Below are 10,761 nucleotides of genomic sequence, written 5' to 3' on the forward strand. Positions count from 1 at the left end.
CCCGCCGGCTCAAGCTGCGAACGGGCGCGTGCGCGATTTTGCAGCCGCCACCAGCGCGTTAGCGAACCGCGCCGAACCGTTGCGTGCAGCAAAATGGACCGCAGTCTTGTGCGCATTTGTGGCGAAGGTTGCGAAGTTCCGGTCCGCGACCTTGATCGCATTATAAACCGGCTGCGCCCGCGGAATGGAAAACAGCGGACCGACTCCGTGCTTCGCGATCGTTCGTCCGGGGAGGGTGCCCACCGGCGCCGTCACCGGAACGCCCAGCGCCAGGCATTCCACCACGATTCCCGATCCTCGCGCGCGATAGGGGTCGACGTCGTAGGGGAGGATGACGAGATCGCATTCGGCGATCGCCTCGGCGATGTCAGGGACGAAGCCGAGACGTTCGACGCCGGGCAAATCCGGCAAGTCGATCTTCGTGAAACTGTCCTGATAGGTGATCGAATAGCCGTCCTGGATCAGCCGCGGCAGCAGCCGTTGCAGCACGGTCGTGCCTTTTTCGGCCCGCTGGTGGCCGAAAAATCCAATGCGCTTCAGTTCATTTTTGGCTTCGGGGAGAGGTGGGCCGTCGACGGGTTGGGGAACGGTAACGAAATTCCCGTCGGGCATGATCGGAAGGAAGCGATTCCGCATTTCCGGCTCGACCGAGGTCAAGGTAATGTCGACTCTGGCGGAATGAGCGAGCAGGAGGGCACTGCGCAAGAACCGCGCATCGTCCGATTTCCACTCGATTCCCGGGTCCCAATAGACGCAGCCCACCACGGGCACGTCGACTCCCATAATCGCGCAGGCCGCGATTTCCTGCGCCCAGATCGTCGGGAAAATCCACAGATCGGCGCTCCGCACCTTCATCAGGTCTCGCGCGATGACCGGCGGCTCGACGCGGTGCTGGACAAATGACCCGGCGTAAAAGTCGTACTTTTCGGGGAGGGTATGGGGCCAGATCGTGAAATGCTTCGAGACCGGCGCAAGCGCGCCGAAATGGGCGGCCACTTCGTCCTCCATTAGGCTCGCCCCATAGACGTGCAGGTCGTGCCCGGCCGACACGAGCTCACGTACGAGCTTTATGCCATAATCGTAGTGGTGACCTGCGAGGTGCCTGATGCCGGCATCGAGAATGTTGATCTTCATCGCGCGATCCTAGCGTTAGCCCAGCGCGAGCCACAGCTTGATGCGCGCTCTGCAGGGATCCCGACCGTTCCAGTGGAAGGGGTGGTGCCGCTTGAGGGACTCGAACCCACGACCCCATCATTACGAATGATGTGCTCTACCAGCTGAGCTAAAGCGGCTTGGCTCTTTTCGGAGGTGGCGCGCCCCTAACAGCACCATGCGGCGCGGGCAAGCGCCGGAGCCGCAACATTATGCTTAACGCTTTGGTAACGCGGCTCGGCCATTCTCCCTCTCATCGTGGAGGGAAATGGGGCCCGAGCAGGTAATGGATACGTATCGTGAACATCCCGGGGATTTCGACCTGTCGGCCTCGGCCGAGACGGCGGCATCCCATGACGTGGCCGCGGCGATCGGCACCGACGAGCGGCGCATGCACGTACGGGCGTACAACCACTGGGTCTCGCTCCTCGACGGCCGCGACTTCCCTTCGATTGAAGATCTCGAGCCCGCCGATGTCACCGATTTCGCGGCGAATAGCGTGCTCCTCGATTTTACCTGCGGCGGCGACAACCCGGCGATCCCGTACATCGGCGCCGCGATCCGCGAAGAATGCGGGCTCAGCGACGATACGCGCACGATCAGCGACGTCCCGAGCCGCTCGCTGCTGTCGCGCCTGACCGACCATTATCTCCAGATCATCGCCAACCGCGCACCGATCGGCTTTGAGGCCGAGTTCGCGAACCAGCGCAGTGAGACGATCTGCTATCGCGGGATCCTGATGCCTTTTTCCTCGGACGGGGACACGATCGACTTCATCTACGGCGTCATCAACTGGAAGACGGTCGGCGTCGGGTCAGCCACTGATTCCGGCACGATCGATATGCCGCGGGTCGAGTTCGCGTCAGCAGATGACGCGGACGAGGTCGAGGCCGAGTCCGGGCAACCGCTAGAGCTGACCGAGGTCGCAGCGGAAGCCGCACTCCAGACCGAAATTGCGGCTGAAGAGCCGTTCGAACTCACTGAGCTCGCGAGCGACGAGAGAATCCTCGAGTCTGTCGCAGCACCGCTCGACGCGGCGGAACAGACGGTCGAGATCGGCGGCATTGCCGATGCTCCCAAAGCGCCTCCCGTGCATTTCTCCTGGGAGGACGGGCCGCTCGCGGACGTGGATGCGGGCGAGCTGCCGCACGTCGAGATCGACGAGAATGCCGGGCTTGCCGACCGGCTGTGGGCCGCGCGCGAGACAGCGGATGCCGTGAAGGCCGGCGAGGGGCGCACGCGGACCGCACTCTACCGCGCGCTGTCGCTCGCTTACGACTTCGCGCTCGCGGCGCACGACACTCCTGAGGAATATGCCGAGCTGCTCCAGGAATCCGGCGTGAAGGCGCAGGCGCGCGCGCCGATGACCCCGATCGTCAAGCTCGTGTTCGGGATCGACTACGACAAGGCGCGCCTGACCGAATTCGCCGCCGCGCTCTCTTATGCGCTCCGGCAGGAGCTCGAGTTCGGGGCCTTCCAGGACTTCATCGAAAAGCAGCCGGGCGGGCTCAAGGCGTTGGTCGCGGCCGAGCGCCAGGCGCGCCGCCCCGGCTCGAAGCCGGACTCGAAAGGTGAAATCGCCCGAGCGCGGCTTCGCTCGGCGGCTCCGATCTCGCTCGCCGACGTCCCCGGCGACGAAGAATTCGCCGTGGTCGTGACTCGCCGCGGGGCCGACGGCCGCCACGAGGCGGTCGCGATCCTCGACGACGAAACGCTAGTCGAACGCGCAATCCGCAGCGCGGCATAACGCCGGAGTCGACCGGTCCGTCAGCAACGTCCCGCCCGGCGGCTTGGCCGGGCTTGTTCCCTTGTGGAGCGCAGGGCTATAGGCCCGCCCGACCCCACAGCCCCCGGAGCATGACTTTCCATGACCGCCCACACGCGCCTCGACCCCCCGCTGGTCGAGTCGATTCGCAAGGCGTTGACCGGCAACGCACTGCCAGGAGAAACCCACGGCCTCTCACGCGAGGGTGAGCGCGCCGCGGCCGAGTTCCTCGCCGACGTCGCGGCGAAGCGCCGCAGCGGCGAACTCGCGCTGAGGATCGAATCGACCGGCGGCGAAGCCGGGCGGCGGCGGATGCGGATCGGCATCGTCAATGACGACATGCCATTCCTGGTCGATTCGGTCGCCAATGCGATCGCCGCCCGTCAGCTGACGATCCATCGCCTGCTCCACCCGGTGGTCTGCGTCGAGCGCGACAAGAGTGGTGAGCTGCAGCGGGTCGAGCCGCTGTGCGGGGAGAAGGATCGTCGCGAATCGATGATGTACGTCGAGCTCGACCGCGCCGATGCGCGCGGTCGGCAAGAGCTTGCGAACGACCTGCGGCGGGTGCTCGGTGACGTGCGCCTCGCCGTGCGCGACTGGAAGGCGCTCCAGAGCCGGATGCGCGACGATGCTTCCGCAGCCGACTCCGAAGGCGCGGCCCTGCTCGACTGGTTCGCCGAGCGCGCGATGACGTTGCTCGGCTATCATGTCGAAAAGCCCTACGAGACCCCGTCCGACGCGCTCGGCATCTTCAGCATTCCCGGTGCCCCCACCGACGAAGGCGGCTGTCTCGGCGCGATGCATTATTTCGAGAAGGGCGGCGAAGTGCCGCTGATGGCCAAGGCCGAGCGCAAATCGACGGTCCACCGGCGGGTTCCGCTCGACCTCGTCGTGGTGCCGCTCAAGCAAGACGACAAGGTCATCGGGATCGGCGTCCATGCCGGGCTCTGGACGAGCGAGGCGCTGCGCGTCCCGCCCGAGGAGGTGCCGGTTCTTCGCGCTCGGCTCAAGCGGCTCGATCGCGATTTCGGGTTCGACTCCAAGGGACATTCGGGCAAGGCGCTTCGCCACGCGGTCGCGTCGCTTCCGCGCGACCTCACGATCGCCATCGATTATGAGTCGCTGCGCGAGCTGGTGATGATGGCGATGTCGCTCGCCGACCGGCCGCGGCCAGCGCTCCTCCAGGTGCGCAGCATCCTCAAGGGTCAGCTGTTCACCTTCGTCTGGTTGCCTCGAGAGGAGCTGAGCACAACCCGGCGGCTGGCGATTGCGCGCCTCCTCGAAGACGAGGTCGGTCGGGAGATCACCAGCTGGTCGGTCGAGCTCGGCGATGCCGACCTCGCGCTGATCCGCTATACCCAATATATCGACGAAGAGGCACCGCCGCCCGACGCGGCAGCGCTCGACGCCGCGGTCGTCGAAATGGTCCGCGGCTGGTCTCCCGCGGTCGAAGCGGAGCTTATCGCCCAGGCCGGAGCCTCGCGCGCGACGAGGCTTGCGCTCACCTATATCGGCACCTTCCCCGATTCGTACCGGTCACGCAGCGCGCCCGAAGAAGGTGCCGCCGACATCCTGCGTCTGTGCGCGCTTTCGAGCGAAGCCGACCGCGACGTCCGCATTTCCCGGCTTGCGACGGACGCGCCGCATCAGCTTCGGCTCAAGATGTACCGCAGGAGCGGCCTGATTCCGCTTTCGGAGGCCGTTCCTGTCCTCGAAAATTTCGGCTTCCGAGTGATCGAGGAACTTCCGACCGAGCTCGCCGGCGGAATCGGCTACATCCACGACTTCCACGTCGAGGTCGGGCCCGAGGGCGACCTCCAGTCGATCCTCGACCGAACCGGCGCAATCGAGCGCGCGATCGCCAACGTGCTGTGCGGCGCCGCCGAGGACGACGAGTTCAACCAGCTCGTCCTTTATGCGGGTCTCGATACCCAGGCGGTCGTCTGGCTGCGCGCTTGGTTCCGCTACTTGCGCCAGACGGGAAGCAGCTTCGGCCTCGTCACCGTCGTCGACGCGCTGCGCCGCGCGCCCAACGCGAGCCGCGCGCTCGTTGGCCTGTTCGTCGCTGCGCACGATCCGTCCGCGAAGGGCCGGCAAGAGCGCATTGCCGAGTGCCGCGATCAACTCGAACAATCGCTCGCCAAGGTGCGTTCGATCGACGACGACCGCATCCTGCGTCGCCTGCGCGCGCTGGTTCTCGCCATCGTTCGAACCAACGCCTTCGCCCCGGCCGCGGCGGAAGCGCTCGCGTTCAAGATCGTCTCCGGCCAGGTGCCGGGTCTCCCTGCGCCGGTGCCGTGGCGCGAGATCTGGGTCTACAGCCCGCGCGTCGAAGGCATTCACTTGCGCGGCGGGCCGGTCGCCCGCGGCGGTCTGCGCTGGTCCGACCGGCGCGACGACTTCCGCACCGAGATCCTCGGGCTGATGAAGGCGCAGCTGGTCAAGAACGCGGTGATTGTGCCGACGGGCGCCAAGGGCGGCTTCTATCCCAAGCAGCTCCCGCCCATTTCGAACCGCGATGCGTGGCTCGCCGAAGGGACCGAAAGCTACCGGATCTTCATCCGCTCTTTGCTCTCGATCACCGACAATCTGGTCAACGACAAGGTCGTTCATCCGGACAAGGTCGTCGTCCACGACGACGACGATCCCTATTTCGTTGTTGCCGCCGACAAGGGCACGGCGAGCTTCTCGGACGTCGCCAATGCCATCGCGCTCGAACGCAATTTCTGGCTCGGCGACGCGTTCGCCAGCGGCGGCTCGAACGGCTACGACCACAAGGAGATGGGGATCACGGCGCGCGGCGCCTGGATTTCCGTCCAGCGCCATTTCATCGAAATGGGCATCGACGTCCAGACGGACCCGGTGACCGCCGCCGGCTGCGGCGACATGTCGGGCGACGTGTTCGGCAACGGCATGCTGCTGTCGAAGTCGTTGAAGCTCGTCGCCGCGTTCGACCACCGTCACATTTTCATCGACCCCGATCCCGATCCGGCGAAGAGCTGGGCCGAGCGCAAGCGCCTGTTCGAACTGCCGCGCTCGAGCTGGGACGATTATGACCGCAAGCTCATCTCGAAGGGCGGGGGAGTCTATGCGCGCACCGAAAAGTCGATCCCGCTCAGCGCCGAAGCGCGCAAGGCGCTCGGCGTCGAAGCCAAGGAGCTCGACCCTACGGCGCTGATCAACGCGGTGATCAAGGCGCCCGTCGACCTGTTCTGGTTCGGCGGGATCGGGACCTACATCAAGGCATCGACACAGAGCCACGCCGAGGTTGGCGATCCGTCGAACGAGCCAGTCCGCGCGGACGCGAACGAAATTCGCGCTAAAGTCATCGGCGAGGGTGCAAACCTCGGCGTCACACAGGCTGCGCGCATCGAGTTCGCGACAAGCGGCGGACGCATCAACACGGACTTCATCGACAACAGCGCCGGCGTCGACTGCTCGGACAATGAGGTCAACATCAAGATCCCGCTCAACCGCGAGATGCGCGACGGCACGCTGTCGTTCGACAAGCGCAACAGCCTGCTCGCGCGGATGACCGACGAGGTCGCCGACATCGTGCTCGAGGACAACCGGCTGCAGACTCTTGCGCTGTCGATCGCCGAAGCCGGAGGCGCGACCACGCTCCCGGCGCACGTCCGCACGATCGAACTTCTCGAGGCTTCCGGCCGCCTCGATCGCAAAGTCGAAGGCCTGGCGTCGAGCGAGGATCTGCTTCGCCGAGTCCAGGACAGGCGCGGCCTGACTCGCCCGGAGCTCGCTGTCGTCCTGTCGATCTCGAAGCTCGTACTCCAGAGCGCTGCCGAGGAACTGCGCCTCGCCGAGGAGCCGCTGCTCGAGCCGGAGCTTTTCGAAGCCTTCCCGCTACCGATGCGCAAGGCTCACGCCGACGCTATCCGAGCCCATCGCCTGCGTAACGAGATCATCGCGACCAAGGTCGCGAACCGCCTCGTCAACCGGCTGGGGCCGGGCGTCGCCTTCGATATGACCGAGGAGGAGGGCGCCTCGCTTCAGCAGGTCGTCACCGCCTTCATCGTCGCCGAGCGCCTGCTCGACCTCGACAAGCTGTGGATGCAGATCGAGGAGGCGGAGGTGCCCGAGCCGGTCCGTATCGAGCTCTTCTCGATCGCCGCCTCGAGCGTCCGCGCGCACCTCTCCGACATCCTGCGCTCATCCGGCGGCGAAATGCGGATTTCGGCGCTGTGCAAGACGCTCGAGCCGGGCGTCCGCAAAATTTCCGCCGCAGCCGCCAAGCTCATTCGCGCCGAGGTGCGCAACGAAGCCGCCGCCCGCCGCGATCGCCTGCTCGCCCTCGGCGCGAGCGACGACATCGTTCACGGGCTAGTGCGCCTTTACGAGCTCGACGGCGTGTTCGGGATCGCGGCGCTCGCCGGACGGCAGGAGATCGACGAACTGGTCGTCACCCGCGCCTACACCCGTCTCGGCGAGGCGCTCGGCCTCGATTGGGCGCAGCAGCAGGTCGACCGCTTCGTGCCGAGCGACCAATGGGAGCGGCTGCTCACCGCCGGCCTGGCACGCGATTTCGAGCAATTGAGGATCGAATTCCTGTCCCGCTGCCGCGGCAGTGATCTCGACGAGTGCGTCGATGGATGGATCGAGCATCACGGTCCCCGTATCGAGCAATTCCGCGAGCTTATCAGGCGTGCGCGCAGCGAAGGCAGCGTCAGCGCATCGATGCTCGCGCAGATCGCGAGCCAGGCCCGCATTCTTCTCGGCCGCTGATGCGTATCGCTGTCCTGGTCCCGGCGCCGGATTATCCGGAGCCCTGGGCCTGGGCGTACGACATCGAGGCGGATGCGCTGCGAAGCGCGGGCGCCGAAATCGAGCCGGTAGCGTGGACGGAATCGGGCGACCTGTCGGCTTTCGACCTCGTCCTTCCGCTGGTCGCGTGGGGATACCACCTCGATTATCCGCGCTGGCTCGCTTTCCTCGAACGCGCCGACAGCGAGCGCCTGCCGCTGCTCAACCCTCCGGCGCTCCTCAGGTGGAACGGCGACAAGGCCTATCTCGCCGAGCTTGGCGACAAGGGCGTCGCCACCGTGCCGACGCTCGCGGTCGAATCCTGCTGCGACGCCGACCTCGAGGAAGCGCGGCGGCGCTTCGCCACCGAGTGGCTGGTGATCAAGCCGCCGGTTTCGGCAAGCGCCACCGGAACCCATCGCCTCGGTCCCGCCGACGATCTGCCCGAGGACAGCCGCGGCAAGCCGATGATCGTCCAGCCGCTGATCGAGGAGATTGCGCGTACCGGCGAATTCTCGCTGATGCTGTTCGGCGGCGAGTTCAGCCACGCCGTCGTCAAGCGGCCGAAAAGCGGCGACTTCCGCGTCCAGCCGCATCTCGGCGGCGTCACTTTGCCTTCGGAGCCGCCGCCCGGCGGGATCGCGCTCGCCAGCCAGGCCCTCGCCGCCGCTCCCGCGAAGGCGGCCTACGCGCGCGTCGACATTGTGCCGGACGACGAGGGCACGCTTCGCATCATGGAGCTCGAGTTGATCGAGCCGGCGCTGTTCCTCGACCATGCGCCCGATAGCGGCGCGGCATTCACGGCAGCGATCCTGAGCGCCGCTCGAAAAGCCACTGCCTAATCGCCGAGGTGAGGTTCGGCGGCTCGGGGACGTCGAGCCGGGTGGCGTCGATTTCCGCCACCAGCGCGTTCAACGGCACGCCGCGCTCCCGAGCTGTCGCTTCCAATGCGCTCCAGAAGACGGGCTCGAGGCTGATCGACGTGGCATGCCCCGCGATCAGCACCGACCGCTTTTTCGGCGGCGCGTACGCCGGCATCAATACATGTGCTGGCCGCCGTTGATCGACAGCGTCGATCCCGTGACGAAGCCGGCATTCTCGTCGCACAGAAAGGCGACTCCGCGCGCGATCTCCTCGGCGCGTCCGAGGCGCCCGACAGGAATTCGGGAGACGATTTTGGCGAGTACCTCCTCGGGCACCGCGGCGACCATGTCGGTGTCGATGTAGCCGGGAGCGATTGCGTTGACCGTCACTCCGGCCCGCGCCCCCTCCTGAGCGAGGGCCTTGGTGAAGCCGTGAATGCCTGACTTGGCGGCGGCGTAGTTGACCTGCCCGTATTGTCCGGCCTGACCGTTGATCGACCCGATGTTGACGATCCGTCCGTAGCCGCGGCCGGTCATCCCCTCGAACACCGCTTTGGCCATGTTGAAGCAGCCGCCCAGGTTGGTGTCGATCACCTCCTGCCACTTCTGCCGGTCCATGCGCTTCATGGTCGTGTCGCGCGTGATCCCGGCATTGTTGACGAGCACGTCGACCGGGCCGAGGTCGGCTTCCACGCTGCGAACGCCGTCCTGGCAGGCGTCGAAATCGGACACGTCCCATTTGTACGCCTTGATGCCGGTGCGGTCGCTAAATTCGCGCGCGCGCTCGTCGTTGCCGGCGTAATTGGCGGCGACCTGCATCTTCATGTCTCTCAGCGCGATGCTGATTGCTTCGCCGATTCCGCGCGTTCCGCCAGTGACGATCGCAACCCGTGCCATGCGATTTCCTCCTGTTGTGCGTCGCCGGAGTTAGGCGGCAGGCAACCAGCCCGCAAGTTCGCGCAGGATAAGCCGTTCGAGCATGGCGATGCTTTCGGCCGAATCGTTGAGGCAGTCGAGCAGCGCGAACTTTTCGCCGCCGCCGCCCAGGAACGTTTGGCGCCCGCGGATGCCGAGCTCTTCGAGCGTTTCCAGACAATCGGCCGAAAAGCCGGGCGCCGCCACTGCGACGCGCTTCACGCCGCTGCGCGCATAACCAGCGAGCGTTTCATCGGTCGCCGGCTGGAGCCATTTGGCGCGGCCGAAACGCGACTGGAAGGCGACATCGACTTCGCGGCCGAGCGCTGCGCCGAGCAGCCGCGCGGTCTTCTGGCAGTGGCAATGATATGGGTCGCCGAGCTCAAGCGTGCGCTCCGGCATACCGTGGAAGCTGAGCAGCAGCCGCTGGGGCTCGAAATCCAATGCCGTGAGCTGGCGCGAGAGATTGTCGCGCAGCGCCTCGATGTACAGTGGGTCTTCGTAATAAGGGGGCATCGTGCGCACCGCCGGCTGCCAGCGCATCCGCGCGAGCACGCCGAACAGAGCATCGTTCGCGGTGGCGGTCGTCGCTGCGCAATATTGCGGGTAGAGCGGCGCGGCGAGGATGCGCGTGCATCCGTCCTTCGCCATCTGCTCCATCGCCGCGGCAATCCCGGGGTGGCCGTAGCGCATCGCATAATGCACGCTGAGCTGGGGCAGGCGGGCGCGGAGCGCCTCGGCTTGCCGATGCGCGATCACCCGCAGCGGAGAACCTTCGTTGGTCCAGATCTGGTTGTATGCTTCGGCCGATTTCCTCGGCCGCGTGCGGAGGATCACGCCGTGCAGGATTGGCTTCCACGCGAGCTTCGGGATTTCGATGACGCGCGGGTCGCTCAGGAACTCGGCGAGATAGCGCCGCACCGCGCGCGCTTCGGGGGCGTCCGGCGTTCCGAGGTTGATCAGCAGCACGCCGAGCTTCGCTCCGGGAAGTTGGGGATGATTGGACGGTCGGATCATCCCTCCGCCATAGGATCGAACGGGAGCGAGCGCATCCTTTTGCCCGCCGCGGCGAAAATCGCGTTGGCGACGGCGGGGGCAAGCACCGTTGTCCCGATCCCGCTGACTCCGCCGGGCGCATCGCTGCTCGGGATGATCTCGACGTGGATTTCCGGTGCGTCGCCGAGCCGGGGAAGACCGATGGCGCCGAGCGGCCGCGCGCGCGGCATGCCGGCCACCCATTCGGGCGAAGGCAGCGTCGCCTGCGCCAGCGCCCAGATCAGCCCGGCCTCGATCTGCTGCGCGACGAGG

At 66.3% G+C, this 10,761-nt stretch carries 7 protein-coding genes, 1 tRNA gene and 1 pseudogene; 3 read left to right on the plus strand and 6 right to left on the minus strand.

Annotated features, from left to right (window positions below):
• Positions 1-9: 9 nt before the first annotated feature.
• A complete protein-coding gene (locus GH737_RS01955; RefSeq protein ID WP_155263179.1) occupies positions 10-1,134 on the minus strand; it encodes a glycosyltransferase family protein in 1,125 nt (374 codons plus the stop codon).
• Between the two features lie 82 nt (positions 1,135-1,216).
• Positions 1,217-1,292 (minus strand) — tRNA-Thr (locus GH737_RS01960).
• A 146-nt stretch (positions 1,293-1,438) separates the two neighbouring features.
• Between GH737_RS01960 and GH737_RS15685 the strand changes: the two genes are divergently transcribed.
• From GH737_RS15685 to GH737_RS01975, 3 genes are all read left to right on the plus strand, one after another.
• The gene (locus GH737_RS15685; protein WP_420853413.1) at positions 1,439-2,899 is read left to right on the plus strand and encodes a PAS domain-containing protein; all 1,461 of its coding nucleotides are present in this window, start codon (positions 1,439-1,441) and stop codon (positions 2,897-2,899) included.
• Positions 2,900-3,019: 120 nt separating this feature from the next.
• Positions 3,020-7,657, plus strand: coding sequence for an NAD-glutamate dehydrogenase (locus tag GH737_RS01970; protein ID WP_155263180.1), 4,638 nt, complete (start codon positions 3,020-3,022; stop codon positions 7,655-7,657).
• Complete coding sequence (locus GH737_RS01975; protein ID WP_155263181.1) at positions 7,657-8,517, plus strand: ATP-grasp domain-containing protein; 861 nt, start codon at positions 7,657-7,659, stop codon at positions 8,515-8,517. Before GH737_RS01970 ends, GH737_RS01975 begins: the two co-directional genes overlap by 1 nt.
• On the opposite strand, the gene GH737_RS01980 is transcribed toward GH737_RS01975, so the two are convergent.
• From GH737_RS01980 to GH737_RS15085, 4 genes and pseudogenes are all read right to left on the minus strand, one after another.
• Entirely contained in the window at positions 8,474-8,713 is a 240-nt protein-coding gene (locus tag GH737_RS01980) for a ribbon-helix-helix domain-containing protein (RefSeq protein WP_155263182.1), read from the minus strand. The genes GH737_RS01975 and GH737_RS01980 overlap by 44 nt on opposite strands.
• On the minus strand, positions 8,713-9,435 hold the full coding sequence (phbB, locus tag GH737_RS01985) for an acetoacetyl-CoA reductase (RefSeq protein WP_155263183.1): 723 nt from the start codon (positions 9,433-9,435) through the stop codon (positions 8,713-8,715). Before phbB ends, GH737_RS01980 begins: the two co-directional genes overlap by 1 nt.
• Positions 9,436-9,465: 30 nt before the next feature.
• On the minus strand, positions 9,466-10,470 hold the full coding sequence (gene hemH, locus GH737_RS01990) for a ferrochelatase (protein WP_155263184.1): 1,005 nt from the start codon (positions 10,468-10,470) through the stop codon (positions 9,466-9,468).
• A pseudogene (locus GH737_RS15085) lies at positions 10,467-10,761 on the minus strand (xanthine dehydrogenase family protein molybdopterin-binding subunit); the annotation flags it as partial. The gene hemH and the pseudogene GH737_RS15085, both read right to left, overlap by 4 nt.

The organism is Sphingomonas segetis, from assembly GCF_009720245.1.
Classification (GTDB): Bacteria; Pseudomonadota; Alphaproteobacteria; order Sphingomonadales; family Sphingomonadaceae; genus Sphingomicrobium; species Sphingomicrobium segetis.